The organism is Streptomyces sp. CBMA152, from assembly GCF_014596475.1.
Lineage (GTDB): Bacteria > Actinomycetota > Actinomycetes > Streptomycetales > Streptomycetaceae > Streptomyces.
Genome location: NZ_MECJ01000039.1, coordinates 41,859 through 67,062 on the forward strand (window position 1 = coordinate 41,859; position 25,204 = coordinate 67,062).

At 72.5% G+C, this 25,204-nt stretch carries 20 protein-coding genes; 3 read left to right on the plus strand and 17 right to left on the minus strand.

The window, feature by feature from the left end:
* Positions 1-155 precede the first annotated feature (155 nt).
* From BG418_RS38255 to BG418_RS41050, 7 genes are all read right to left on the minus strand, one after another.
* Positions 156-1,493 carry a sulfate adenylyltransferase subunit 1 gene (locus BG418_RS38255; protein WP_188278696.1) on the minus strand — a complete coding sequence of 446 codons (1,338 nt, stop codon included), beginning with the start codon at positions 1,491-1,493 and terminating at the stop codon, positions 156-158.
* Positions 1,494-2,432 (minus strand): sulfate adenylyltransferase subunit CysD, encoded by a 939-nt coding sequence (cysD, locus tag BG418_RS38260; protein WP_188278697.1) that lies wholly within the window; start codon positions 2,430-2,432, stop codon positions 1,494-1,496. It lies immediately after the preceding gene.
* A complete protein-coding gene (gene cysC, locus BG418_RS38265; RefSeq protein WP_188278698.1) occupies positions 2,429-2,998 on the minus strand; it encodes an adenylyl-sulfate kinase in 570 nt (189 codons plus the stop codon). Before cysC ends, cysD begins: the two co-directional genes overlap by 4 nt.
* Complete coding sequence (locus BG418_RS38270) at positions 2,995-3,720, minus strand: phosphoadenylyl-sulfate reductase (protein WP_188278699.1); 726 nt, start codon at positions 3,718-3,720, stop codon at positions 2,995-2,997. The genes cysC and BG418_RS38270 overlap by 4 nt, the downstream gene beginning before the upstream one ends.
* Positions 3,717-3,896, minus strand: a complete 180-nt coding sequence (locus tag BG418_RS38275) for a hypothetical protein (RefSeq protein WP_188278700.1) — start codon at positions 3,894-3,896, stop codon at positions 3,717-3,719. The genes BG418_RS38270 and BG418_RS38275 overlap by 4 nt, the downstream gene beginning before the upstream one ends.
* Complete coding sequence (locus BG418_RS38280) at positions 3,893-5,590, minus strand: nitrite/sulfite reductase (protein WP_188278701.1); 1,698 nt, start codon at positions 5,588-5,590, stop codon at positions 3,893-3,895. Before BG418_RS38280 ends, BG418_RS38275 begins: the two co-directional genes overlap by 4 nt.
* 114 nt (positions 5,591-5,704) lie before the next feature.
* Positions 5,705-5,788, minus strand: a complete 84-nt coding sequence (locus BG418_RS41050) for a putative leader peptide (RefSeq protein ID WP_310591794.1) — start codon at positions 5,786-5,788, stop codon at positions 5,705-5,707.
* Positions 5,789-5,968: 180 nt separating this feature from the next.
* On the opposite strand from BG418_RS41050, the gene BG418_RS38285 reads away from it, so the two are divergent.
* Positions 5,969-8,578, plus strand: coding sequence for an NACHT domain-containing NTPase (locus BG418_RS38285; protein WP_188278702.1), 2,610 nt, complete (start codon positions 5,969-5,971; stop codon positions 8,576-8,578).
* Here BG418_RS38285 and BG418_RS38290 read toward each other — a convergent pair.
* From BG418_RS38290 to BG418_RS38300, 3 genes are all read right to left on the minus strand, one after another.
* Positions 8,575-9,138, minus strand: a complete 564-nt coding sequence (locus tag BG418_RS38290; RefSeq protein ID WP_188278703.1) for a GNAT family N-acetyltransferase — start codon at positions 9,136-9,138, stop codon at positions 8,575-8,577. The genes BG418_RS38285 and BG418_RS38290 overlap by 4 nt on opposite strands.
* Before the next feature lie 43 nt (positions 9,139-9,181).
* Positions 9,182-10,432: a helix-turn-helix domain-containing protein gene (locus BG418_RS38295; RefSeq protein ID WP_188278896.1), complete on the minus strand. Its 1,251-nt coding sequence runs from the start codon at positions 10,430-10,432 to the stop codon at positions 9,182-9,184.
* Between the two features lie 319 nt (positions 10,433-10,751).
* Positions 10,752-12,386, minus strand: a complete 1,635-nt coding sequence (locus BG418_RS38300) for an acyl-CoA dehydrogenase family protein (RefSeq protein WP_188278704.1) — start codon at positions 12,384-12,386, stop codon at positions 10,752-10,754.
* Between the two features lie 17 nt (positions 12,387-12,403).
* On the opposite strand from BG418_RS38300, the gene BG418_RS38305 reads away from it, so the two are divergent.
* Entirely contained in the window at positions 12,404-13,573 is a 1,170-nt protein-coding gene (locus BG418_RS38305) for a YihY/virulence factor BrkB family protein (RefSeq protein WP_188278705.1), read from the plus strand.
* Positions 13,574-13,690: 117 nt separating this feature from the next.
* On the opposite strand, the gene BG418_RS38310 is transcribed toward BG418_RS38305, so the two are convergent.
* The 4 genes from BG418_RS38310 to BG418_RS38325 are packed head-to-tail and all read right to left on the minus strand — an operon-like array spanning position 13,691 to position 20,745.
* Complete coding sequence (locus BG418_RS38310) at positions 13,691-17,512, minus strand: SAV_2336 N-terminal domain-related protein (protein WP_188278706.1); 3,822 nt, start codon at positions 17,510-17,512, stop codon at positions 13,691-13,693.
* A gap of 9 nt (positions 17,513-17,521) precedes the next feature.
* A complete protein-coding gene (locus BG418_RS38315; RefSeq protein ID WP_188278707.1) occupies positions 17,522-18,541 on the minus strand; it encodes a MoxR family ATPase in 1,020 nt (339 codons plus the stop codon).
* 15 nt (positions 18,542-18,556) lie between these two features.
* Positions 18,557-20,296 carry a trypsin-like peptidase domain-containing protein gene (locus BG418_RS38320; protein WP_188278708.1) on the minus strand — a complete coding sequence of 580 codons (1,740 nt, stop codon included), beginning with the start codon at positions 20,294-20,296 and terminating at the stop codon, positions 18,557-18,559.
* Positions 20,296-20,745, minus strand: coding sequence for a CU044_2847 family protein (locus tag BG418_RS38325; protein ID WP_223186046.1), 450 nt, complete (start codon positions 20,743-20,745; stop codon positions 20,296-20,298). Before BG418_RS38325 ends, BG418_RS38320 begins: the two co-directional genes overlap by 1 nt.
* Positions 20,746-20,827: 82 nt before the next feature.
* Here BG418_RS38325 and BG418_RS38330 point away from each other — a divergent pair, with 82 nt between their 5' ends.
* Positions 20,828-21,550, plus strand: coding sequence for a helix-turn-helix domain-containing protein (locus BG418_RS38330; protein ID WP_188278709.1), 723 nt, complete (start codon positions 20,828-20,830; stop codon positions 21,548-21,550).
* Here the strand turns inward: BG418_RS38330 and BG418_RS38335 are convergent.
* From BG418_RS38335 to BG418_RS38345, 3 genes are all read right to left on the minus strand, one after another.
* Complete coding sequence (locus BG418_RS38335) at positions 21,490-21,882, minus strand: VOC family protein (protein WP_188278710.1); 393 nt, start codon at positions 21,880-21,882, stop codon at positions 21,490-21,492. The genes BG418_RS38330 and BG418_RS38335 overlap by 61 nt on opposite strands.
* A gap of 61 nt (positions 21,883-21,943) precedes the next feature.
* A complete protein-coding gene (locus BG418_RS38340; RefSeq protein ID WP_188278711.1) occupies positions 21,944-23,440 on the minus strand; it encodes an NADH-quinone oxidoreductase subunit C in 1,497 nt (498 codons plus the stop codon).
* Entirely contained in the window at positions 23,440-25,191 is a 1,752-nt protein-coding gene (locus BG418_RS38345; RefSeq protein WP_223186047.1) for a proton-conducting transporter membrane subunit, read from the minus strand. The genes BG418_RS38340 and BG418_RS38345 overlap by 1 nt, the downstream gene beginning before the upstream one ends.
* Between the last annotated feature and the right edge of the window lie 13 nt (positions 25,192-25,204).

The window sequence follows — 25,204 nt, forward strand, 5'->3', positions numbered from 1 at the left end:
TTCGTCTGGAACGGCGGTGCGGGTGGAGCCGCTGGGCGCGCGAGCGGTGCGCGTACGTCATCACGCACATCGCCCGACGCCGCCCTGTCCGCTGCCGAGGGCGCCGCTACCGACGCGGCCGCCCTCCTTGGCGAACGTGGCGTATACGTCGGTCATCAGAAGTCCCACCCGTCCTCGTCCACCGCGACCGTGGCCTTGGCCGTCGCGAAGGACTCGCCCGCCATGCCGGCCGTCAGCGTGGTGCCGTCCGCCGGGTCGATCAGCAGGAAGGAGCCGGTGCGGCGCGAGTCGGCGTACGCGTCGAGCGCCACCGGCTCGGCGGTGCGGATGCGTACCCGGCCGATGTCGTTGGCGACGAGCAGACCGGGCTCGGGGTGCTGGGAGAGGTCGTCCAGGGTGAGCCGGGACGGGATCTCCTTGACGATCGCCTTGACCGTACGGGTGGTGTGCTTGAGCAGTACGCGCTGGCCCACCGTGAGCGGCTGGTCCGCCACATGGCAGACGGTCGCCTCCACGTCCTGGCTGGTCGCGGGCGCGTCCCCGCTCGGCACGATCAGATCGCCGCGCGAGATGTCGACGTCGTCCGCGAGCAGCAGCGTCACCGACTGCGGGGTCCAGGCGACGTCCACGGACTCGCCGAGCAGATCGATCCCGGAGACCGTGGTCGTACGGCCCGAGGGCAGTACGGTCACGGACTCGCCCACGCGGAACGTACCGGCCGCGATCTGGCCCGCGTAACCGCGGTAGTCGGGGTGCTCGGCGGTCTGCGGGCGGATCACGTACTGCACGGGCAGCCGGGCGTGGCAGCCGGTGAGGTCATGGCTGACCGGGACCGTCTCCAGGTGCTCCAGGACGGTGGGGCCGCCGTACCAGTCCATGTGGGCGGACGGCTCCACCACGTTGTCACCGGCGAGCGCGGAGATCGGGATCGCGGTGATCTCCGGGACGCCCAGCTCGCCCGCGTACGCGGTGAACTCCTCGGCGATCGACGCGAAGACCTTCTCCTCGTAGTCGACCAGGTCCATCTTGTTGACCGCGAGCACCACGTGCGGGACGCGGAGCAGGGCGGCGACCGCGGCGTGGCGGCGGGTCTGCTCGACGACGCCGTTGCGGGCGTCGACCAGGACCAGGGCGAGGTCGGCGGTGGAGGCGCCGGTCACCATGTTCCGGGTGTACTGCACATGCCCGGGGGTGTCGGCCAGGATGAACCGGCGCCGGGGCGTGGCGAAGTAGCGGTAGGCCACATCGATGGTGATGCCCTGCTCGCGCTCGGCCCGCAGGCCGTCGGTGAGCAGCGCCAGGTCGGGGGCGTCCTGGCCGCGCTTGGCGGAGGCGGCCTCGACGGCCTCCAACTGGTCGGTGAGGACCGACTTGGAGTCGTGCAGGAGCCGGCCCACCAGGGTGGACTTTCCGTCGTCGACGGACCCGGCGGTCGCGAAGCGCAGCAGGGTGGTGGCCGACACGTCGGCCAACTGCTCGGTGGTGCTGGTCATTTAGAAGTACCCCTCGCGCTTGCGGTCTTCCATCGCGGCCTCGGACATCTTGTCGTCGGCGCGCGTCGCCCCGCGCTCGGTGAGCCGGGAGGCGGCGATCTCGGCGATCACGGCGTCCAGCGTCGTCGCGTCGGAGTCGACGGCGCCGGTGCAGGACATGTCGCCGACCGTGCGGTAGCGCACCAGGCGCTTGACGACGCTCTCGCCGGACTTGGGCCCGCCCCACTCGCCGGCGGTCAGCCACATGCCGGAGCGCTGGAACACCTCGCGCTCGTGCGCGAAGTAGATCTCGGGCAGCTCGATCTCCTCGCGGGCGATGTACTGCCACACGTCCAGCTCGGTCCAGTTGGAGAGCGGGAAGACCCGGACGTGCTCGCCCGGCGCGTGCCGGCCGTTGTACAGCTGCCACAGCTCGGGGCGCTGGCGGCGCGGGTCCCACTGGGAGAACTCGTCGCGCAGCGAGAACACCCGCTCCTTGGCGCGCGCCTTCTCCTCGTCGCGCCGCCCGCCGCCGAACACGGCGTCGAAGCGGTGCTGCTGGATGGCCTCGGTCAGCGGCACGGTCTGCAGTGGATTGCGCGTCCCGTCGGGACGTTCGCGCAGCACACCGCGGTCTATGTAGTCCTGTACGGAGGCCACATGCAGGCGCAGCCCATGTGCGGCGATCACACGGTCGCGGTACTCAAGGACCTCGGGGAAGTTGTGTCCCGTGTCCACATGCAGCAGCGTGAAGGGGATCGCCGCGGGGGCGAACGCCTTCAGCGCCAGATGCAGCATGACGATCGAGTCCTTGCCACCGGAGAAGAGGATCACCGGCCGCTCGAACTCGCCCGCCACCTCGCGGAAGATGTGCACCGCCTCGGACTCCAGGGCGTCCAGGTGGCTGAGCGCGTACGGGCTGTCGGTGCCCTCGGTCAGGGCAGCGGCGGTCGTCGTCATGCGAGACCCCTCTCGGTGAGCAGCGCGTGGAGCGCGGCGGCGGACTCGGGGACGCTCTGCAGGTGCGACTCGATCCGCAGGTCGGGCGACTCGGGCGCCTCATAGGGGTCGTCGACCCCGGTGAGCCCGCTGATCTCGCCGGCCGCCTGCTTGGCGTACAGACCCTTCACATCGCGTACGGAGCAGACCTCCACCGGCGTGGCGACATGCACCTCCAGATAGGGCGTGCCCTCGCTCTGGTGACGCTTGCGCACGGCGTCGCGGCTGTCGGCGTACGGGGCGATCACCGGCACCAGCGCCTTGACGCCGTGCGAGGCCAGCACCTCGGCGACGAAGCCGATGCGCTGCACATTGGTGTGCCGGTCCTCGCGGCTGAAGCCGAGGCCCGCCGAGAGGAACTCGCGGATCTCGTCGCCGTCCAGCACCTCGACCCGGTGGCCCTCCGCACGCAGCCGGTCCGCCAGTTCGTAGGCGATGGTGGTCTTGCCCGCGCTGGGCAGCCCGGTGAGCCACACGGTGGCTCCGGTGGTGTGCCCGCTCACGTGGTTCTCCTGAGTGTTCGTCATCCGTGCAGCCCGCACTCGGTCTTGTCGCGCCCGGCCCAGCGCCCGGCCCGCGCGTCCTCGCCCTCGGCGACACGGCGGGTGCAGGGCGCGCAGCCGATGGACGGATAGCCGTCCATGAGCAGCAGGTTGGTGATCACGCCGTGCTCCGCGATGTACGCGTCCACGTCGTCCTGCGTCCAGCGGGCGATCGGGGAGACCTTGACCTTCTGCCGCTTCTCGTCCCAGCCGACCACCGGGGTGTTCGCCCGGGACGGGGACTCGTCGCGGCGCAGCCCGGTCGCCCACGCCGCGTACGAGGCCAGGCCCTCTTCGAGCGGCTTGACCTTGCGCAGGGCGCAGCACAGGTCCGGGTCGCGGTCGTGCAGCCTCGGGCCGTACTCGGCGTCCTGCTCGGCCACGGTCTGACGCGGCGTCAGTGTGATGACGTTGACGTCCATGACGGCGGCGACCGCGTCCCGGGTGCCGATGGTCTCCGGGAAGTGGTAGCCGGTGTCCAGGAACACCACGTCCACGCCGGGCAGCGCGCGCGAGGCGAGATGCGCGACGACCGCGTCCTCCATCGAGGAGGTGACGCAGAAGCGCTTGCCGAAGGTGTCGGCCGCCCAGCGCAGGATCTCCAGGGGGGACGCCTCTTCGAGGTCCCGCCCGGCCTGCTCGGCGAGCGCCTTCAGCCCGGCCGGATCGGCAGGCAGCTCCTCCGCCTTTGCCTGACTGGTCGTCATATCTCTTCCCCTCCACCGTCGTTGCGCCGAAGACCCCGGGCGAGGAGCCCGAGGAACTTCAACTGGAATGCGCGGTTGCAGCTCGCGCATTCCCACGCCCCGTGGCCTTCCTCGGACGGACGGAGGTCCTCGTCGCCGCAGTAGGGGCAGAAGAACGGTGCTGCTCGCTCGCTCACGACAGGGCCTCCTCGCTGGCGCGCGCGGCCCAGGTGGCGAACCGCTCGCCGGCCTCGCGCTCCGCCTCGAAGCGCTTGAGGACCCGCTCGACGTAGTCGGGCAGCTCGGCCGAAGTGACCTTCAGACCGCGGACCTTGCGGCCGAAACCCGCCTCCAGGCCGAGCGCGCCGCCCAGGTGCACCTGATAACCCTCGACCTGCTCGCCCTCGTCGTTCAGGACCAGCTGGCCCTTGAGACCGATGTCCGCCACCTGGATACGGGCGCAGGCGTTCGGGCAGCCGTTGAGGTTGATGGTGATCGGCTCGTCGAAGTCCGGGATGCGGCGTTCCAGTTCGTCGATGAGCGCGGCGCCGCGCGCCTTGGTCTCGACGATCGCCAGCTTGCAGTACTCGATGCCGGTGCAGGCCATCGTGCCCCGGCGGAACGGGGACGGCCTGGCGGTCAGGTCCAGCGCCTCCAGGGCCTCGACCAGCGAGTCGACCTGCGCCTCCTCGATGTCGAGGATGATCATCTTCTGCTCGACCGTGGTACGGACCCGGCCCGAGCCATGGGCCTCCGCGACCTCGGCGATCTTCGTCAGCATGGCGCCGTCGACGCGGCCGACGCGCGGGGCGAACCCGACGTAGAAACGGCCGCCCTGCTGCCGGTGCACACCGACGTGGTCGCGCCAGCGCTGGGTGGGCTCGGCGGGTGCGGGGCCGTCGACCAGGGCGCGCTTGAGGTACTCGTCCTCCAGGATCCGACGGAACTTCTCCGGGCCCCAGTCCGCGACCAGGAACTTCAGCCGGGCGCGGGTGCGCAGCCGCCGGTAGCCGTAGTCGCGGAAGATGCCGATCACGCCCGCCCAGACGTCCGGGACCTCCTCCAGCGGGACCCAGGCGCCGAGCCGGACGCCGATCTTCGGGTTGGTCGACAGACCGCCGCCGACCCACAGGTCGAAACCGGGGCCGTGCTCGGGGTGCTCGACGCCGACGAAGGCGATGTCGTTGATCTCGTGCACCACGTCGAGCAGCGGCGAGCCGGAGATCGCGGACTTGAACTTGCGCGGCAGGTTGGAGAACTCCTTGCTGCCGATGTACCGCCGCTGGATCTCGTCGATGGCCCAGGTGCCGTCGATGATCTCGTCCTCGGCGATCCCGGCGACCGGCGAGCCGATGACGACACGCGGGCAGTCGCCGCAGGCCTCGGTCGTGGAAAGCCCGACGGCCTCAAGCCGGTTCCAGATCTCCGGGACGTCCTCGATGCGGATCCAGTGCAGCTGGATGTTCTGGCGGTCGGTGATGTCCGCGCTGCCGCGCGCGAACTCCTGCGAGATCTCGCCGATCACCCGCAGCTGCTGCGTGGTCAGCCGGCCGCCGTCGATGCGGACGCGCAGCATGAAGTACTTGTCGTCCAGCTCCTCCGGCTCCAGGATCGCGGTCTTGCCGCCGTCGATCCCGGGCTTGCGCTGGGTGTACAGACCCCACCAACGCATACGTCCGCGCAGGTCATTGGGGTCGATGGAGTCGAATCCACGCTTGGAGTAAATCGTCTCAATACGTGTCCGCACATTGAGACCGTCGTCATCCTTCTTGAACTGCTCGTTCCCGTTCAGCGGCGTGAAGTGACCGACGGCCCACTGGCCCTCACCACGGTGGCGCCCGGGCTTGCGCCGGGCGGTGGCGGGGGTGGGACTCTCGGGGGTGGCGGCCATGGGGATACGTCCTTCGGGACTGCAGGAGGGCGGCTCTGACCTGCACACTCGCGCTGCGGGCGCGGCGGTGCGCAAGAACTGTGGGGAAAAGCTGGGGCGGCGGTGCTGGGTCTCTCAGCGGGCCGGACAGATGGCGCTGGACATGCGGCCGAGATCGACGTGTCGTCGACTCACCAAGGCGATTCCAGTTCCGGACATGACGGAAGCGTGTCACGCGCATCTCGGGCCAGTCCACCACTATCCATAATGTGGACAACAATGTCCCGAGGGGCGAGACGGTGTGCTGTGGGTCACCTCGGCCGTCCGCCGGACGCGGGACCCGTGCCGCTCCTATCCTGCCTGTGCCGGGGAGGCGCCAGGGGCGAGGGGGGCACGCTCATGTGGAGACAGTTTCCGTCATGGATCCTGGCGTCGGGAACCTTCGTCCTGGGTGTGCTGGCCCTCAAGCTGAAGGACTGGTTCAAGACACTCGTCGACAAGGCGGCGGCCCTCCTCTACAACCGGCTCGCCGGCAGCGCGCTCCTCGCCCGCACCGCCCTGCGCCGCTACACCGCCCGGACGTACGAGCGCCACCAGCGCTTCTCCGTCTCCTTCCGGGTGGACGACCCGCAGGCGATGGACATGGCCTCGGTGTACGTGCCGCTGCGCACCGCGTCCGGCTTCGGTGCGGGCGCCGAGCAGGGCGAGGCGGCTTCCACATTGCGGGAAACCCGCCGGGCGGTCGTGCTCGGCGTCCCCGGCGCGGGCAAGACGATGCTGCTGCGCCACACCGTGCTCGCCTGGTGCCGCGAGCGCTACCGCCCCGAGGACCCGCCGCGCCGGACCTGGTACGGCCGCCACCGCCCGCCCCGGGTGGAACTGGGTGAGCTCACCGACGTACCGGTCCTGCTGAAGCTGCACACGGTGAACCTGGCCGCCATGGACCTGCGCGGCCACCTGGTCAAACACTTCGCGGACCATGACTTCCCGGGCGCGGGGAAGTGGATCGACCGGGCGCTCGCGGACGGCCGCCTCGCGGTCTACTTCGACGGCCTCGACGAGGTCGCCACCGCCCAGCGCACGGAAGTGGCCGACGCGATCCGCGAGTTCATGACCGTCCACTCCGGCTGCCGCGCGGTGGTCACCTGCCGGATCGCGGTGTACCGGGGCGAGTTCACCGAGGACGTCGACCACACCCTGCGGGTCCAGGAGTTCGACGAGCGCCTCATCCGCCGCTTCCTGCACGGCTGGCCCTGGCCGGAACACCTGGCGCCCGACACCGTGGAACAGCTGCTCGGCGCCCTGCGCGACACCCCGCAGCTGATGCCGCTGGCCCGCAACCCGCTGCTCCTGACGATGATCGCGTACCTGTACAGCCATGTGTACGCGGGCACGGACCAGGTGCTTCCGCATACCCGCGCCGACTTCTACAAACAGGTCACGGACAGCCTCCTCGGCGACCGCCAGCGCGCCGCCCGCTTCTCGCACCCGGTCAAGAAGGCGGTGCTGCAGCGTCTGGCGTTGGCGGCCCAGGACATCCCGTCGGATGTCCACGACCGCCTGGCGCTGCCGGAGAGGGATGTTCTCGCGCACGTACGGGAGGCGTTGGCGGAACAGGGCCGTCCGGTCGAGCGGGCGCAGGAGGTGCTGGAGGAGATCGTCGAGCGGAGCGGGTTGCTGCTGGCGGTGGACAACGGGGAGCGGTACCAGTTCGCGCATCTGACCTTGCAGGAGTACTTGGCCGCGACCCGCCTCGCGGCGGACCCGTCCGGCCTCCTCGACCGCTACCACCGGGACCCGACGGCGTGGCGCGAGACGGTACGCCTGTGGTGCGGGGCGGAACCGCGTGACTGCACGGAGGTCGTACGGGCGGTGCTGGCGCGTGACCCGGTGCTTGCGTTCCAGTGTCTGGCGGATGCGCAAGTCGTGGACGATGCGCTTGCCGATGAGATCGTCGGGATGTTCCGGGAGCGGCTGGGGCGGGAGGCGCCGGGGGCGGACCGGGATGCGGTGATCGGGGCGTTCGGGGTGGTGGCGGGGGACCGGCGGCCTCGGGGGGCGGCCGTGTTCGAGATGCTGTCGGTGTTCGCCGCGGATGGACGGCGTCCTGAACGCCGGGACGTGGCGGTGGCGGCGCTGGGTGCGACCAATTTGGCGAGAGCGGCGGACCGGCTCACCGAGTTGCTGCGGACCACGCCTGCGGCGGGGTCGGCGCTGGTGGGGATGGGGGACTTGGCGGTTCCGGCGCTGCGGCGGGCGATGCGCCGGGGGGAGCCGGTGGTGGCGTCGCACTTGCTGTGGCGGGTGCGCACCCCGCGCGCGGCCGTGGAACTCGCGGGATTCCTGCTGGCGGCGGGTCCGCATGCGCGCTCGGTGGAAGTCGCCTTCTACCTTGCCGATCTGCTCCGGGAACGGGAGATCGAGGAAGAGCTGCGGGCCATGGCCCATGGCTCCGGCATGTCGCCGGAGTGGCACTGGGTGTGGAAGCCCTTCGCCACGGGGAACGGGGACCGCCTGGTCACCTGCGTGGCTGCCATCGCTGAGCAGATCGCGCGTGAGTGGACCCCACCTCCTGGTGTCCGGGTGGACCCGCGGATCCTCGCGGCGCTGAGCCTGGTGGATTCCCGCGGGCCATCTTTCGCTCTGAGCATCGCGGCGTGCTGTCCGGCGTTGGCGACGGCGATGGGGATCGATCCGGAGGCGGAGATCCTGCGGCCCTCGGCAGGGCACTTCCTGGAGTCGGCAGCCGAGGACGAACCGCCTGGACAGACCTCGCCGGACCACCTGGCCCAGTTGGCAGAGGCGTACCTGCTGCGTCTGGGCCTCCCGCCGTTCCAACTGAGCATGCTCGGCCTGCTTCCGGCCCCCTTGCGCATACGGGCCGCAGCCGTGCTCTGCCAACAGGACGTGATCCCCATCGCCGACTGGGAGCGGGTCAACGTCCCCAGCCGTCGAGCCGACGCCTCCAACACCCCACTCCGCCGCTTCGTACAGGAGCACCTGACCTAGTACGCCCCCGGCCAAGGCCCCGGCGCATCCACTTCCGCCTCGTCCTCCACCTTCGTGTCGAACAGCCGGAACCCCCGCCGCAGGTAGTTGTCCATCGCGTGTTCCCCGTCCAGCGAGCACGTGTGCACCCACACCCGCTTCGTCGCCGGGCGGTCCGGCCAGCGGTCGGCGAGGTCCCAGGCCCGGGCGATTCCGTACGAGAGGAGGTGGCCGCCTATGCGGCGGCCGCGGAACGACGGGATCAGGCCGAAGTAGACGATCTCCACCGCGCCCTCGTCCTGCGCCTCCAGCTCTACGTAACCCGCCGGCGTGCCGTTCTCGTACGCGACCCACGTCTCCACGCCCGGCCGGGACAGGAACTTCTGCCACGTCGCGTACGACCACGACAGGCGGTCGATCCAGCGGATGTCGCCGCCGACCGCCGTATAGAGGAAGCGGCTGAACTCCGGTGAGGGCACCTCGGCGCGGGCGATCCGGATGTCGCCGGTGGGCTCGGCGGCGGGGCGCAGGTCGGCCGGGGACGTCTGCTCCAGGGACCAGGTGGTGACGGCGATGTTCATGCCGTCACCGAATCATGGCCGTAGGCCGACCTTCAAGCGCAGGTCAGTGCGGGTGGTCGCGGGCGCCCCGTACCGCCGGGGCCGTCGAGTGGGGGAGCAGGGCCGCCGGGTGGGGCGGGCGGATCACCTCCACCTCGACGTCCTCCGCGAAGCGGTACGGGCGATGGGCGAGCACCTCGGCCAGATGGCGCCGCAGCCGGGACATCTCGGCCCGTACCGTCACCGTCCGCGTCGGGTCCTCGAAGATGTCCTGGGCCAGCTGGGCGGCGGTGCGGCCGGTGCGGTGCAGGGCCAGTACGTACAGGAGCTCGGCGTGGCGCGGGCTCAGCTCCTGGGCCCAGCTGCCCGCGTCCCCGGTGACCGTCACCGACCAGCGGCGCGGGCGGCTCAGATCGAGTACCACCTTGGTGGGCAGCGCGTCCGCGTGCGTCTCGTCGCCCATCACCTGCACCAGCCAGCCGCCCGGCAGCGGCTCGACCGCGCACATGCCGAGCGAGGGCAGCCATATCCGGCCCGCCCGGAACGACTTGGGCAGCGGCAGCCGGTCCACCGGCGGCATACCGGTCACCGCGGCCGTCCAGCCGTTGGTGTCCACGGCGAGCGCGCGGCCGCCGAGCCGGCAGAGCACCGGCGCCGCGACCGTCCGCAGCCGCTCCACGGCGCACAGATGCCGGGTGCGCAGCTCGGCCTCGGCGAGGCGCGAGACGGAGGTGACGAACGAAAGGGTCGCCGGGTGCATCGTCGACAGCGGGCCGCTGACGTCCACGACGCCGAGGAGGCGTCCGTCGCGCGGGTCGATGATGGGCGCGCCCGCGCAGGTCCAGGCGTGGTGGCTGGAGACGAAGTGCTCGGCGGAGTACACCTGCATCGGGCGGCGGGTGATCAGCGGGGTGCCCACCCCGTTCGTCCCGACGACGCCCTCGCTCCAGTCGGCGCCCACTTCAAAACCCAGCGCGTCCGCCTTCTTGAGGACGGAGGCGTGACCCTCGCGCCACAGCAGCATTCCGTCGGCGTCGCTGACGACCATGATGTGCTGCGCGGCGTCCGCGACCGTCACCAGCGCGTCCCGCAGCACCGGCAGCACGTCCTTGAGCGGCGAGGCGTTGCGGCGCCGCTCCACCTCCGCCAGGGGCAGCAGCCCGGCGTGGTGGCCGCCGTCCGGGTCGACGCCGTGGCCGAGGACCCGGCGCCACGAGGCGTCTATCTCCGCGCGCGGCGCGACTTTCGAGGGCCGCCCGGCGAGCGCGGCCGCCCGCATGCCCTTCAGTAGCCGGGTGGCCTCCCGTACGTCCATGGCGGCCAGCCGTGCGGGATCGAGGGCGGTGGTGTCCGGCACTGGGTCCTCCTGTCGACACCGGCGTTCCGAGGGGGAGTTGAACGCGGGTGTCACCCATTAATCGTGCCCGCCCCGGCGTTCGCGCGCGGCGATATGCCGCACATGGTTGCAACCCTTTGCAACTCTCGCGAACAGGCGTGCGTGTGTACGAAGGTGGTGGAACACCGGACGTCCGGTCGTCATGGCCCGCGAGGGCGCATGGGAGCGCGGGGGTGGTGCCGTGTCGGCGCAGCACCACCCCCGACGGACGTTCCGGTCCTTCTCGTGGGCTCCCGGCTCAGACCCGGGCCCGCGCGCGCTCCACCACCGAACTCAGGTTCAGCGTGTGCGGCAGCGTCCCGAAGGCGCTGCCCCAGTCGCCGCCGAGCCGGGACGCGCAGAACGCGTCCGCGACCTCGGAAGGCGCCCAGCGCACCAGGAGCGACCCCTGGAGCACCAGCGCGATGCGCTCCACCAGGCGGCGCGCCCGGGCCTCGATGCCGTCCAGGTCCGCGAGCTCCGTCAGCAGGTTCTTGATCGCCCCGTCCAGGCGGTGATCGGCGCCGCGCGCCTTTCCGACCTCCTGGAGGAACGCGTCGAGCGCCTGCGGCTCGCGCTGGAGCGCCCGCAGTACGTCCAGCGCCTGGACGTTGCCCGAGCCCTCCCAGATCGAGTTGAGCGGGGACTCGCGCAGCAGCCGGGGCAGCCCCGACTCCTCGACGTAGCCGTTGCCGCCCAGACACTCCAGCGCCTCGGCGACGACCGGCGTACAGCGCTTGGTCACCCAGTACTTGGCGGCCGGGACCGCCAGCCGTAGCAGCGCCCGTTCCTCCTCCGTCCCCGAGTCGTTGGCGGCCGCGAGCCGCAGCGCGAGCGTGGTCGCCGCCTCCGACTCCAGGGCGAGGTCGGCCAGTACGTTCTTCATCAGCGGCTTCTCGATCAGCAGCCCGCCGAACGCGCTGCGGTACGCCGCGTGGTGGATCGCCTGCGCCACGCCCTGGCGCATCAGCGCCGCCGAGCCCACCACGCAGTCGAGCCGGGTCGCCGCCACCATCTCGATGATGGTGCGCACCCCGCGCCCCTCGTCGCCGACCCGGCGCGCCCAGGTCTCGTCGAACTCGACCTCGCTGGACGCGTTGGACCTGTTGCCCAGCTTGTCCTTGAGCCGCTGGATACGGAACGTGTTCCGGGTGCCGTCCTCCAGGACGCGGGGCACCAGGAAGCAGGTGAGCCCGCCGGGCGCCTGCGCGAGCACCAGGAACCCGTCGCACATCGGCGCCGAGCAGAACCACTTGTGCCCGGTGAGCAGATACTCCCCGCCGTCGCCCAGCGGCTTGGCCTGGGTGGTGTTGGCCCGGACGTCACTGCCGCCCTGCTTCTCCGTCATGCCCATCCCGAAGAGCACCCCGCCCTTCTGCGAGGCGGGCCGCAGCCCCTCCTCGTACACATGGGAGGTGAGCCGGGGCTCCCACTCGGTGGCCAGCGCCGGGTCGGCCCGCAGCGCCGGCACGGCCGCGTGCGTCATCGACAGGGGGCACCCGTGGCCCGCCTCCGCCTGCGTCCACACCAGGAACCCGGCCGCCCGGCGCACATGCCCACCGGGCCGTCCCCAGGCGTCCGTGAGCCCCGCCGAGACGGCGTGCCCGAGGAGCCGGTGCCAGCTGGGGTGGAAGTCGACCTCGTCGATCCGGTTCCCGTACCGGTCGTGGGTGCGCAGCTTCGGCGGGTTCTCGTTCGCCAGCACCCCCCACTCCTGGGCCTGCGCGGAACCCGCCGTGCGCCCGAGCGCGCTGAGTTCGTCGCGCGCGCCGTCGCGGAGTTCGGGCGCGAGATGCCGTTCGACCCCCTCGGCGAGTGCGCGGTCGGACGAGAAGACGTCGTATCCCACCAGGGGCGGAGCCTGGTTGGTCACTGTGTGGGTGGTGGCTGCCATGCCGATACGGTAAGGAGGTGCAGCCAGCAAATGAAACACCCGAGCGGCCATCGGGCCGACTCCACCGGGCCCCGAGCCGACTCCACCGGGCCCGTGTCCTCTACCGCAACGTCTCGAAGCGGAAGATGGCCTGGCTGCTCCTGAAGGACACCGTCAATTCGTGCATCGAGTACCGCATCCTCGGACTCGCGGCCGAGGCGGCGTTCTTCACCCTGCTCTCGCTGCCCCCGCTGCTGCTCAGCCTTATCGCGCTGCTCGGATACGTGGACGGCTGGACCAACACGCACACCGTCACCAACATCGAGGACAACATCCTCACCGCCGCCCAGTCGGTCCTCTCCGACCGGGGCGTCAACGATTTCGCCAAGCCGCTGCTCGAAGACGTCACCAAGGGGAAACGGCCGGAAATCGTCTCCCTCGGCTTCGCCTTCGCGCTCTGGTCGGGCTCACGGGCGGTGAACGTCTTCATCGACACGATCACCGTGATGTACGGGCTCGACGGCCGTCGGGGCATCGTGCGCACCCGGATGCTCTCGCTGCTGCTCTACATCGCGGCCCTGCTGATCGGCGCGCTTGTGCTGCCGCTGGCGGTGGTCGGCCCGGACCGGGTGGTCGAGCTCGTCCCCTGGGGAACGGAGCTGATCAGCGTCCTGTACTGGCCGGTGATGATCCTGCTCTCGGTGGCGTTCCTGACCACGTTGTTCCACGTCTCGGTGCCGGTGCGCTCCCCGTGGATCGAGGACGTGCCGGGCGCGCTGGTGGCCCTCGCGATGTGGGTGCTCGGCTCGTTCCTGCTCCGCATCTACCTCACCAACACGGTCGAGGGCCCCACGATCTACGGCTCCCTGGCCGCGCCCGTGGCCGTCCTCCTGTGGATCGGCGTGTCCGCCTTCGCGGTCCTGGTCGGCGCGGCCGTCAACGCGGCGATCGACCGCGTGTGGCCGTCGGTCGCGACGGCGGCGGCCCGCGCGGCCAACGAACGCGTTAAGATGGCCCAGGCCGCGGAGATCGTCGCCCGCGCGGCTCAGGCCCGGGCGGCGTACCCGGACGACCCGGAGGACTTCGACCCCGGCGACCCCGGGATGCCCTCGGAGTACCCGGAGCGCTGGTCCCGCTTCCTGCCGCCGGACGACGTGAAGTCGCGGCTGCATGGGGGGCGGGATGCGCAGGGGAGGGACAAGGGGTAGGTGGCTGGCGCGCGACTCGGTCCCGGGTCACCTATAGGGGGGCGGGGCTGTGTCATTGTGCGGCTCCGCCGCGTGGGCGCGTCCAGCCACGCACGGTTCGCACCCGAATTGACCCACTCACGCGTCAGTGAGCGCGTCCGTGATCGCACCCAGCGACGTGGTCACCAGAGTGGCCCCAGCGGCCCGCAGCTCCGCCGCCGAGGCGGCATCGTCGGCAAGCCCCACGAACGGGATCCCGAGCCGGACGGCCGTCGCCGCGGCGTGCGGCATACGCCCGATCACCAGCGACCCGGCGACGATCCCAGCGGTTCCGAGGGCATCACGTACGGACTCCTCCGTACCCCCGGTGACGACGACCTGACGCCCGGAGTCGACGAGCGCACGGATCGCCTCGCGCGAGAGCGTGCCGTCGTGGTCGACGAGGACCTTGTGTACGGGGTCCAGGAGGGCGCGCAGCGGGTCGAGGGAGGGTCGGAGGGTGACCCGGAGGGAGAGCCGGCGCCCCGAGGCCGCCGGATCGCCCAGATACTCGTCCACCCACGCCTGCGCCACGTCGAGCTGGGCGAGCCCGAAGCCGCGCAGCCCGGGGCCGAGTTCGTCGCTCAGCCAGTGCGCGACCCGCTCCACCTGAGAGGCGGCTTCCGCGCTCGACGGCCAGGTGACGTCCGCCTCGGCGATGAAGGCGAGGCTGTCGAAGGTGCTGGGGAGGGGGAAACGGACGGCCGTGGAGTGGGGTGCGGCGGCCTCGACCCGTCGGAACCAGATGACGAGTCCGCCGCCCTCGAACCGCTCGTACGCGTCCGCGTCGCGCTCGTCGAGCATGCGGTGGAGCGCGTCCGGTACGCAGACGTCGACCGTGCCCGGGGGAGCCGTCTCCCGGGGGGCAGGCGCGATGCCGATGAGGTACCTCGACCGGATGAACTCGGCGTCGAGCTGCACCAGGGCGCGCAGGTGCACCGAGGCGAGCTCGGCGCGCGGCACGTTGCCCAGCAGCGCGTCGGGCAGCCACCGCACGAGCCGGTCCAGCGCGGCCGGTGCCGTGCAGTCGGGATGCAGGAGGAGGTGGCTGGCACCGTACGACTCCTGGACCTGGACCGCGACGCCGAACACCTCCTCGACGGTACGGATCAGCGCGGCGGGGACGGGGACCGTGTTGCCGTCGGCGCTCGACGTCACCTCGATGACCACCATCGGGCGCGGCACGGCGCTGCGCAGCACGTCCCGCCGCTCGACGACCGTACGCAGCAGCTCGGTCAGTTCCCCGTGCCACAGGGCCGCCCACTCGCCGGACATCTCCTCCAGCGGCTCGCCCGCCCACAGCCCCAGCGCGGTCTCGTACCGCTCCAGGGCAAGCGCGTTGTAGCCCTGGCGCTGGGCCGTCTCGGCCTGGGAGACGAGCTGTTCGACGCTGAAGAGGTCCACGTCGATGCCCTGGAGCAGCAGGCGGTACGTCGAGTCGGGCCCCTCCTGGACGGGATGGCCCTGCTGTACGAGGCGGGCGGCGACGGCGTGGACGTCCTCCGTCCACTCCGGCTCCCACAGCTCGGTACCGCTCACCCGGTTCCCGCGCGCCAGCACCAGCGCGCACAACATGCGCAGCTCCGGGCCGTCGCCGCCGGGGGACGGGACGCCGTTGACCCAGGACTCGGGCGGGCCGAGGAGACGGTAGACGCGGCGGGCGCCGGCGGGGGTGGCCAGGAGCGCGGCGGCGGCGCGGCGGCGTACAGCGGGGGACTCGTCCAGGAGCTGGGCGATCGCCGTGTTGAGGGCGGTGGGCAGTCGTCCGGCGCGTACCGCGCCCGGGTTGGACGCCAGGGCCATGTCGTACAGCAGGGTCCCGACAGCGAGGAGGTCGTCCTCGGGCTTGGGCTTGGCTCTCGTATCCAGGACCCGGAGCCCCGGGTCGCAGAGCAGCACCCCCCGCTCGGGTGAGAGCAGGACGTTCTCGGCGCGTACCAGACCGTGCACGAGACCCTCCTCGTGCAGGGCCTCAAGGGCGGAGAGCAGTTCTCGTCCGGTGCGCGCGATGTCGTCCGCAGAGAACCCGTTCGGGTGGTCCCTCATCGCTTCGCTCAGTGTCGGTGCCTCCACCAGCTCGGTCACCAGGCACAGGTCGTTCCCGTCGCGGAACGCGTCGAAGTTCACGAGGAGACGGGGGTGCTGAATCCGCGCGATCTTGTAGGCGTCGGCAAGGAACCTCGCAGCGGAGTAAGTGAGTTCGGACGGGTAGGATTCGAGCCAGTCGAAGAGGGTCACTGCCACCCCCTGCCCCGTCGTCACGTTGACCGCCCGCCACACCTCCCCAGGCACCCGCGCCCCGAGCCGCGTCCCCATCCGCTCCCGCAACTCATACCGCCCCGCCAGCACCCGCCCCTCACCGCTCGCCCCCGACGGCCCCCGCAACAACCGCACGCTCTCCCTGCTCACCAGCGCGAACGGATCGCCCGGCACCGCCCCCACCGGCCCCCCGCGCGCCGCCACCAACGCGCGGAACTCGCCCGGGACCGCGCCCGCCAGCGCTTCGATGCGGGCGTTGACCCGGCTCAGCAGGCCGGCCGTGCGGGCGTGGGCGGTGTGCGGCAGGGTGCCGAGCAGGACGTCGCGTACGCCGGGGCGGAACTCGTACGCGCCCGCCGGGCCCGGCACGGACGTCAACATGCCGCTCAGGACCACCTCGGCCAGATGCTGCGGCTGCGGGTGCGGCTCCACGGCCGCGTGGACCAGCCGCATCACCGGCAGATGCGCACACCCCACCGCCAGATGCGCCGCCAGCCGGAACGCCGCCGGGGAGGCCACCGAGCGGAACCGCAGGACGAGTTCATCGGCGGCAAGGTCGGGTACGGGCCCGGGCGGTTCGGAGGCCGGGGGCGGACGTAGCCCCAACAGCCCCACTGCCCCCGGAACTTGCGCCCCACCCCGCGCCCCCACCAGCTCCGCCCAGTTCCCCAGCCACCGCGCGGCGGGCTCCAGGACCGGCACCGGGATGGCGCCGGGGACGGCGGGGGCCGCGTCCGCGTCGTACGGGAGGAAGTTCAGGGACGCTCCCGCCGCGCCCGGGCCCGGGGTGCTCAGCAGGCCGGCGGTCGGGGCGAACGCCGAGTACTGCCAGAGGCGTTCGGGCAGTGGCTGGACGACGGCGACCGGCAGCGTGCGGGCCCAGCCGCGCACCGTGCGGTACCAGCGGCGGCCCGCCGGGCCGTCCCGCCACTGCGGGCCCATGCAGTCGCTGAGGACGAGGACGGCCGTGCGGCTCGTCGCCACCGGGCGTACCGGAAGGGTGCCGTCGATCGCGAGCGGCAGGGTTTCCACCGTACGGAACGCGCCCGTCTGCGCCAGCGCCCGGTGCAGATCGCGCAGCAGCGGTCGCCACATCGTCATGGTCGGGCCCGCGTCGAAGACGATCCGCAGATGCAGCCAGCGCTCCGGCCGGGGGCGCAGCACCGGGAGCCACCACTCGGGGCGCGCGCCGAACAGCGCGCCCCGGTGCGCGGTCGCCGCCTCGTCGAACTCCCGCTCGTGCGCCGACGGCACCCGCCGCTTCAACGGGCGTACGGCGCGCTGGAGCGCGAGCGGGTGCGCCAGCATCGCGGGCGCGGGCGCCAGCAGGGGCGCGTGCTCGCCGCCGCGCTCCGGCGCGGGCGCGGGGCGGCTCGGGGGAGGGGTGCGCAGGGGTACGCGCTCCGGGATGTCGGGACGGTCGGCGGGGGCGGGTGGTGGTTCGTCGGCCGGCGGGACATCGGGACGCGGGGTGTCCTCGGGGACGCCCGGCGGCGGCAGCCGGTCGCCGCCCGTCCGGACCTCGGGCTCCTCGCGCATGTGCCCGGCCAGCCACAGCAGTTCGGCGATCTCCTGGCCGGTGGGCGCGCGGGTGCCCGCCGCGCCGAGTACGCGGCGCAGCGCATCCGTCCGCCCGAAAGGGACCGGCTCGTCAGAAGTCATCAGTGGTCATCAGTAGTCGTCGAGCCGGGGTTCGCCGGGCTCCAGGCCCTGGCTCAGATACGGCATCAGATACTCGGCGAGCTGGCTGCGGGAGGCCCCCGTAAGTCCCGAAGTGCGCGTCAGATAGACCGCGTTGAGCAGCTGGTCCGTCGCCAGCTCGCCACCGGACGCGCGATGCAGGAACCGGTCGACCAGCTCCAGCGCGTCCGGGTCCAGCTCGCCCAGATGCGCCTCCACGATCGCCTTCAGCTGGCTCTCGTCGGGCTGCCGGAGCTCCAGCGTCACACAGCGGCGCAGGAACGCGGGCGGGAACTCGCGCTCGCCGTTGCTGGTGAGGACGACGAAGGGGAAGGCGTTGCACCGCACCCGACCCCGGCGCACCTTCGCCCGCCAGTCCCCGCCCGACATCAGCACCTCGGCCTCGGGGGCGCGGTGGGCGGTCCGTACGAGCTCCGGAATCTCGAACTGGCCCTCCTCCAGAACGTTGAGCAGGTCGTTCGGCAGGTCCAGGTCGCCCTTGTCGATTTCGTCGATCAGCAGGACGCGCGGGTTCTGGTACGGCAGGAGCGCCGTGCCGAGCGGGCCGAGCCGCAGATGGTCCTCGATGCCGTTCCGCGAGTACGCCTCGCTCTCCCGTGACGCGTACAGCCGCGACAGCGGGTCGTACTGGTACAGCCCGTCGGTGAGCGTGCTGCGGCTGGTGATGTTCCAGCGCAGCACCGGCCCCAGCATCAGCTCGCGCGCGACCGCGTACGGCAGACTCGACTTGCCGCTGCCGGGCGGGCCGGTGACGAGGAGCGGTCGTCTCAAATACAGGGCTGCGTTGACCAGTTCGACGCTGTGATCGGTGACGACGTACGTCTGGGCCCGGTGGGTGCGGTCCGGTGACGCGGACGCGTCGTCCGGGTCCTCCGACGGCGGCGGCAGCAGCGGCTTGCCGTTGAAGGCGCGCCAGGGCGGCGGTGGGGGTAACTGGGCGATCCCGGCGTGCGGTTCACCGCCGCCGGTGTACACGGGCCACAGGGACACAGGGGCTCCAGTCGGTCAGCTCAGCGGGGAGCGGTCGGGCGGGGTGACGGGCGGGAAGCGGCGCGGGTCCTCCCAGACCAGCGTCAGCCCGGCCGCCCAGTGCGGCGCGTCCTCGTCGTGCACGAACGCCTCCTTGCGCAACTTCAGTACGTGGCCGGGGAGTTCGCCGGGCGCGAGTCGGGTCAGCCGCTCGGCCAGCGCGTCCAGGAAGCCGGTTCCCCGGCAGCCGCCGTCGCAGGACGCCCCGGCGCAGCCCGTGTGCGGCCACAGCACGATCGGCGAGGGCGCGTCGAGCGCGGCCCCGTGCGGGCCGCTCGCCGCACGGCCGGGAACCGGTGGCCGGGCGAACCCCACCGGCCCGTACACATCCTGGAGTTGTACGGAGAGCTTGTCCGGCCGGGGCGCCGCGCCGCACTCGATGCGGTGCACCGGGGAGGTGTGCCGGCCGTCGAGGATTTCCCACATCTGGCGCAGGGTCCACTGCAGCCTCGGGTTGCGGCGGCGCAGCCGGTCCATCACGACGACCGGCGAGACACAGCCGAGCGGCGGCTCGATGCCCTTGCGGCGGACCCACTGGTCGACCGGCTTGTTCAGCCAGTTGCGCGGCAGCGCGAAGGCGACGAGCGCCCGCCCCCGGTCGTCGAGATCGCCGAACGCGTCGTCGACCCGGTCGAGGACCCAGTCGCGCAGCTGCTTCTCGCCGGTGATCGTGGTCGCGTCGACGAGCCTGCGGCTGCCATCGCGGTACGCGTACACCTCGACCAAGAGCGCGTTCCTGCCCTCGCCGCTGCGGTTGATGTCGACCAGGACCGGCGACCAGCCGAGGTCGGGCGCCCGGCCGCCCGGGCTCGCCGGGGCATCGCGACGGGACCGGTACGCCTGCGCCCACGCGCGCAGCTCGCGCCCGAGCTCCGGGTCGGGCGCGGGTCCCTCGTCGACCGCCGTCGCCAGCCGTACGGCGAACTCGGCGAGCGGGAAGGCTCCCGCCCGGGGCGCCGACTCCGCCAGCAGATGCCACACCGCCTCCCACACGCGCGCGAACCCGCCGTCCGGCGGCGCGAGTCCGAGCGGCCCCACCGCCTGCCGGAACAGCCGGTCCGGATCGGCCGTTCCGTCCGGCACGCGCGCGACGAGCCCGGCCAGCGCGCGCTTCTCACCGGGCTCGTGGCCTGGGGTCGGCACGTGCTCGGCCAGCGGCGGCCAGGACCGGGCGAGGACATGCGCCGAGACCATCCGCACGGGCTCCATCGCGCACACCATGCCGACCACCTCACCGCCCTCCGCGAGACTCACCGCCGACCCGCTGAACCCGCCGCTCACCGACGATCCGTACCCCTTCCAGTCCTCCAGCTGGGTCCATTCATTGCCGGTCAACTGGTCGGTGGAAGCGCGGAGTTCGCTGATCAGGCCCTCTTCGTAGTCCTGCGGGAAGCCGTGGGCGAGGAGCTTGGGGGCGGGGTACGCGTATGGCGCGTCCAGGCGGGCGAAGCGGGCGGGGCGCACCGGCACCGGGCCGGGCAGCTCCAGAACGGCCCAGTCGCCGGGGTCCCGGCTGTCACCCGCCCACCCGCCGCGCGCCACCACGCGCGCGAGGACGGGCTCGTGGCCCGGGAGTCCCGGGAAGCGGATCTCGGCCCGCTCCTCCTGCCACACCACATGCGCGCAGGTCAGCACATGGCGGTCGGTGAACAGGAATCCGGCGCCGACCGTGCCGCCGCCGCAGGAGATGTGCGTGTGCCAGGAGGGTGACGCCATCACTGCGCTGCCGTGGCTCCGGGGTCGGCGGTCGCTCCGGAGCCGGAGCCAGGAGCGACGTCTCCCGGCTCCGCAGCGGGCAACGCGGCCGGATTCGCCGCAGGCACCGGATCGATGGGCGACTGCCGTTCCGCCCCCGGCGCCCATTTCAGCTTCACCACCAGATGCCCCTCCACCGCCGTCTTCGCGATCACCGCGCCCGCCTCGGCGGTCAGCTTCACGCCGAACTCCAGCTCCACCGCGTCCGGTCTGAGCCGCCCGTCCCGGAAGACGTGCAACGCGGACTCGGCGGCGGCGCGGATGCCCTCCAGCGCGCTGTCGAACGTACGGGTCGCCTCCGCCACGGAGTTGTCGCCCCGGCGCACCAACTTGGCGCCGGACGCGTGCCGTTCGACCTCCACGGTCACCTGCGCGCCGTCGTCCGTGCGGAACTCCATCAGCGCACCCATCGACGCCCCCTCGCAGACCGTGCCGGACCGGCGTCCATTGTTGCGGAGCGGCACCGTCGCTGTCCGGGTTAGCCTCGAAGACATGTACCGAGAGCGTCCTTCACGGCTGGCCGGTGCCGTCGTCTGGGCGCGCACGATGGAGGCGGGCGTCGCCCGTCCCGTCCTGCCGGACGGCTGCATGGACCTGCTGTGGCGCGACGGTGAGCTGTTCGTCGCCGGTCCCGACACCCACGCGTACGTACCGTACGCGGCCGCCGGGGTCCGCTACGCCGGGGTGCGCTTCGCGCCGGGCGCGGGGCCCGCGGCCATCGGCGTCCCGGCGCACGAGCTGCGCGACCGGCGCGTGGCGCTCGACGCGCTCTGGCCCGGCGCCGAGGTGCGCCGTCTCGCCGAGCGCGTAGGGGAGGCGCCGGACCCGGCAGCAGCCCTTGAAGCCGTGGCGCTGGCGCGGGCCGAGGAGCCGGATCCCCGCATGCGGGCGGTCGTGGCGCTGCTCGACGAGGGCCGCTCCGTCACCGCGACTGCCGAGGCCGTCGGGCTCGGCACCCGCAGCCTGCACCGGCGCTCGCTGGACGCGTTCGGCTACGGACCCAAGGCCCTCGCGCGCGTGCTGCGGCTCCAGCGGGCGCTCGGGCTCGTACAGGACGGCATGCCGTACGCCGAGGCGGCGCTCGCGGCCGGGTGCGCCGACCAGGCCCATCTCGCCCGGGAGATGCGCGAACTGGCCGGCACGACCCTCACGGCCTACGCGGAGGCGGCGAAGAGCGAGACCTCGACCCCGTCCGGGTCGTGGAGCGTCGCGTAACGCTGTCCCCAGAAGGCGTCGAAGGGCTTGAGATGGCCGGAGTACCCGGCCGCCATCAGGCTCTCGTACGTCGCGTCCACCTCGGCCGGGCTGTCGCAGACGAAGGCGAACCCGGTGCGGCCGCCGCCCTGCGGGCGGGTCCACTCGGGGTCGAAGGAGCGCACCACGTCCTCGGTGTCCCAGAGGATGCGGTGGCCGCCCGGGAGGGTGTACTCAACATGCGGTTCGTTGTCGGCGTCGGCCGGGATGTCCAGGCCGAGGCGGCGGTAGAAGGCGAGCGAGGCGGCCATGTCGGAGACGACCAGGCCGATGGCGTCGAAGCGTGCGTTCATGCCGTCACCGTAGGCCGGGCCTCGTAAGCCGGTCTTGAACGAATCGGACAGCGCTCCCCGCTTACAGGTCGTTGCCCGCGTACGACAGGTTGAAGCTCTTGTTGGCCAGCGGGAAGTCCGGGACGATCGTCTCCGCGAGCGCGACCGGCAGCGCGGGCCAGTTGAAGAACGACGGGTCGACCACCTTCACCCGCGTCAGCCGTCCGTCCGGGGCGAGTTCGAGGCGGGTGGTGATCGCGCCGCGCCAGCCCTCGACGATGCCGGTGCCCGACACGTGGCCCGGGCGCCCGGGCAACTCCACCACGGTGTCGCCCGCCCGCACCTCCGCCGCCAGCGCGCCCGCGAGGGCGACCGAGGCCCGCGCCTCCTCGGCCCGTACGAGAAAACGCGCGAGCACATCACCCGTTGTCCGCACCACGAGCTCGGGCGGGCGCACGCCCGGCGCGAAGGGGTGCGAGACGCGCGCGTCCGTGCCGAGTCCGCTGGCGCGCGCCACATAGCCGAGGCACCCCAGGTCGCGGGCGTCCTGGGCGCTGAGCCGGGCCGTGCCGGTGAACCGGTCCCGTACGGTCGCGTGGCCGAGGGCGAGGTCCGCGATCTCCTGGACGTCCGCGCCCACCCGGGCGAGCTCGGCCGGGTCCGGGACGGTGAGCAGCCGGGCGCCGCCCGGGACGACCCCGCCGCGCAGCAGCCGGTGCCCGGTCGTCGCCTCGTTCAGCCGCAGCAGGTGCTCGCGGACGCGCAGGGCATGGGAGTTGAGGACCGAGTGGCCGACGTCGTTGCAGAGCGCGCCGAGGTCGGTGACGTGGTTGTGCAGCCGCTCCAGTTCGAGCAGCAGCGCCCGCGCGTGCTGCGCGCCGGCCGGGACCTCGGCGCCGGTGGCCTCCTCGACGGCCAGGCAGTACGCGAGCGCGTGCCCGACGGCCGTGTCCCCGCTGACCCGCTCGGCCAGCGACAGCCCGGCCTCGGCGGTCCGCCCCTCGAAGAGCTTCTCGATCCCCTTGTGGACGAACCACAGCCGCGCCTTGAGCCGGATGATCGTCTCGCCCACCACCGAGAAGCGGAAGTGCCCCGGCTCGATGAGCCCCGCGTGCACCGGCCCGACCGGGATCTCGTACACCCCGTCGCCCTCGACGGCGAGAAACGGGTACGGGCCCTCCTGCTCCCCGAACGGCGGCGCGGCGCCCGCGTCCGGCCGCATCGGGTACCAGCCGCGCGGCCAGTGGAAGTGGCGCACAAGACGGTGGGGGAGCGGATGCCCGAGCGGTACGACACCGTGCAGATCCCGCATCTCCCGCTCGAACCGCCCGGCGGGAAAGGAGAGTTGGGCGAGGGTGGGCACGGCGGGGCGGGCGGGGTCCAGCCGTACGTGGAGTTCCGTACGGGTGTCGGGCGGGCCCATGACGAACAGATACACCACGCGCACGGCGTCCTCGTCGTGGTGCGCCGAGACGAGCGCGAGCCGGTGCCCGCTGGCCAGCAACTCGGCTACGTGGTCGGGGAGTTCGCGGACGGAGAGGTCGACGCCCGTGGTGATGGGCGTGGTCGTACGGGTCATCACTGCCCTCCGGCGATGTGGGCGGCCGCGGTGAGCAGCTGGGCGAGGGGGCGGACGGTCAGACCGAGCGCGGCGCAGCAGAACAGTCCGAGGGCGAGGGGGGCGCCGGAGGCGGGGCCGATGCGGAGGGGTGTGGCGGCTCCGGTTCCAGGTCCGGTGTCGGTTCCGCTGCTTGCATGGCCGTCCGGCGCCGGGCCGAGGAGCATGCGGGCCGTTCGGACGGCGAGTGCCGCGTACGCGGCGAGCGCGAGGGCGAGCGCGGCGGTGACCGGTACCCCCATCCCGGCCGCGAACCCGGCGCGGGCCAGGGCGAGTTCGGAGGCGAACAGGGCGAACGGCGGCAGCCCGAGCAGGGCCACCACCGCGAGCGCCAGGGCCGTTCCCAGCCCCGGCGCCCAGGCGATGAGCCCGCGCACCCGGCCGATCCGGGACGTACGCCGCAGCTGGAGCAGCTGCCCCGAGGCGCAGAACGCGACCGTCTTGGCGAGGCCGTGTCCCGCGATGTGCAGCAGTACGGCGGCGGTGGCGAGCGGCCCGCCGACGGCCGCGCCGAGCGCGATCAGCCCCATGTGCTCCATGCTCGAATACGCCAGCATCCGCTTGTAGTCGCGCTGTGCGAGCAGCAGTCCGGCGGCGAGAGCGAGCGTGAGCAGCGCGGCGGTGGCGAGGAGCGCGCGTACGAACCCGGGGCCGAGGGCGGCGTCCGCGATCACCTTGTAGCGCAGTACGGCCGTGAACGAGACCGCGAGCAGTACGCCCGACATCAGCGCCGAGACCGGCGCGGGCGCCTGGCTGTGGGCGTCCGGCAGCCAGGCGTGCAGCGGTACGAGTCCGGCCTTGGCGCCGTAGCCGAGCGCGACCAGGGCGATGCCGAGGCGTGTGACGTCGGGGTCGAGGCGGTCCGCGTGCGCCACGAGCACATGCCAGTCGAGCGCGCCCGCCTCGGGGATTCCGGCCTGCCTGGCCGCGTAGTACACGAGGACGGTGCCGAGGAAGGCCAGGGCGATGCCCGCCGAGCAGATCACGACGTACTTCCACGCCGCCTCTACGGACGTACGGGTGCGGCGGTGGCCGACGAGGAACGCGGTGACGACGGTCGTCGCCTCGACCGCGACCCACAGCACGCCGAGGTTGCCGGCGAGTACGGCGAGGCACATGGCGGCGAGGAAGGCGTGCACGAGGAGGTGGTAGCGGTGCGCCGTGCGGTCGGCGGCGCGGCCCGCCGCGCGTTCCCCGGCGAGGTACGCGGGGCCCGCCGCCACGGCGAGGGCGGCGACTGCGCCGACCACCAGCAGCATCCAGACGGTCAGGGCGTCGGCCCTCAGTGTGTCGCCGTACGCGGAGACTGCGGGGTGGGCGCGGTGCGCCAGGGCGAGGGCGGACCCGAGGATGGCACCGGGCGCGACGAGCCCGGCGTAACCTCCCCCACCCCACCCCTTCCCGAAAGCCCTGGGCGGGCGGCCGGGTGGTGGGTAAAGGTGAGTTCCCGGGGGCTCCGCCCCCGGACCCCGAGCGGGGCCTGCGGCCCCTGCACCCCGCTCGGGGCTCCGCCCCGGACCCCGCTCCTCAAACGCCGGAGGGGCTGAATTTGGCCCGCTGGCCACTCGTGCCCGGCGCATGGCCGCCGGCAGCGGCACCCGCGCCGCCGGGATCCGCACCCGCGCGTCCGCCCGCTGCGCGGCCACCGCGTACACCCCCGCCACCCCCAGCGGCACCACCACCGGAGCCGTCAGCAACAGCTCGGGCACCATCGAACCTCCAGGG

Coding starts and splice junctions, on each gene's coding strand:
- BG418_RS38340 (WP_188278711.1), bottom strand. CDS start 23,440: ATGACCCGTACGACCACGCCCATCACCACGGGCGTCGACCTCTCCGTC.
- BG418_RS38270 (WP_188278699.1), bottom strand. CDS start 3,720: ATGACGACCAGTCAGGCAAAGGCGGAGGAGCTGCCTGCCGATCCGGCC.
- BG418_RS38345 (WP_223186047.1), bottom strand. CDS start 25,191: ATGGTGCCCGAGCTGTTGCTGACGGCTCCGGTGGTGGTGCCGCTGGGG.
- cysD (WP_188278697.1), bottom strand. CDS start 2,432: ATGACGACGACCGCCGCTGCCCTGACCGAGGGCACCGACAGCCCGTAC.
- BG418_RS38280 (WP_188278701.1), bottom strand. CDS start 5,590: ATGGCCGCCACCCCCGAGAGTCCCACCCCCGCCACCGCCCGGCGCAAG.
- BG418_RS41050 (WP_310591794.1), bottom strand. CDS start 5,788: ATGTCCGGAACTGGAATCGCCTTGGTGAGTCGACGACACGTCGATCTC.
- BG418_RS38310 (WP_188278706.1), bottom strand. CDS start 17,512: ATGACTTCTGACGAGCCGGTCCCTTTCGGGCGGACGGATGCGCTGCGC.
- BG418_RS38295 (WP_188278896.1), bottom strand. CDS start 10,432: ATGGACGTACGGGAGGCCACCCGGCTACTGAAGGGCATGCGGGCGGCC.
- BG418_RS38320 (WP_188278708.1), bottom strand. CDS start 20,296: ATGGCGTCACCCTCCTGGCACACGCACATCTCCTGCGGCGGCGGCACG.
- BG418_RS38300 (WP_188278704.1), bottom strand. CDS start 12,386: ATGGCAGCCACCACCCACACAGTGACCAACCAGGCTCCGCCCCTGGTG.
- BG418_RS38335 (WP_188278710.1), bottom strand. CDS start 21,882: ATGAACGCACGCTTCGACGCCATCGGCCTGGTCGTCTCCGACATGGCC.
- cysC (WP_188278698.1), bottom strand. CDS start 2,998: ATGACGAACACTCAGGAGAACCACGTGAGCGGGCACACCACCGGAGCC.
- BG418_RS38330 (WP_188278709.1), top strand. CDS start 20,828: ATGTACCGAGAGCGTCCTTCACGGCTGGCCGGTGCCGTCGTCTGGGCG.
- BG418_RS38285 (WP_188278702.1), top strand. CDS start 5,969: ATGTGGAGACAGTTTCCGTCATGGATCCTGGCGTCGGGAACCTTCGTC.
- BG418_RS38325 (WP_223186046.1), bottom strand. CDS start 20,745: ATGGGTGCGCTGATGGAGTTCCGCACGGACGACGGCGCGCAGGTGACC.
- BG418_RS38290 (WP_188278703.1), bottom strand. CDS start 9,138: ATGAACATCGCCGTCACCACCTGGTCCCTGGAGCAGACGTCCCCGGCC.
- BG418_RS38255 (WP_188278696.1), bottom strand. CDS start 1,493: ATGACCAGCACCACCGAGCAGTTGGCCGACGTGTCGGCCACCACCCTG.